This window comes from Bacillus cereus group sp. Bce019 (assembly GCF_051781745.1).
Taxonomy (GTDB): Bacteria; Bacillota; Bacilli; order Bacillales; family Bacillaceae_G; genus Bacillus_A; species Bacillus_A cereus.
This window is the reverse complement of record NZ_JBPWJX010000098.1, coordinates 1-278: the sequence shown is the minus strand read 5'-3', so window position 1 is coordinate 278 and position 278 is coordinate 1. Positions and strand designations below refer to the sequence as shown.

The following is a 278-nucleotide window of genomic DNA, read 5'->3' as shown; positions in this document are numbered from 1 at the left end:
TGAAATTGTTTATTTAATAACTAATAAAAAAAACTTATTTGAATTTTTTAATAGAAATATAATTTGTGAATATTTTGATTTAGTGAATGATGGTAAATATTCAATTCCAGCAAGAATAATTCAATTAATTAAGAATCCATGGTTTCCTGGAATATTCCAAAATGTTAGAAATATTTTTTTTAATAATGCAAATGAAGTATTATTTAATTATGGAGATATTTTTCAAATTGATATAGAAAAACTAGTTAAAGGTACAACATACAATGTTAGTAATAGGA

1 protein-coding gene is annotated in these 278 nt (G+C 19.8%); it reads left to right on the top strand.

Annotated elements, in window-relative coordinates; translation table 11 throughout:
- Positions 1-278 (top strand): hypothetical protein (locus tag ACS2QP_RS27605; protein WP_438883040.1); only part of this gene is annotated, 278 nt, incomplete at both ends.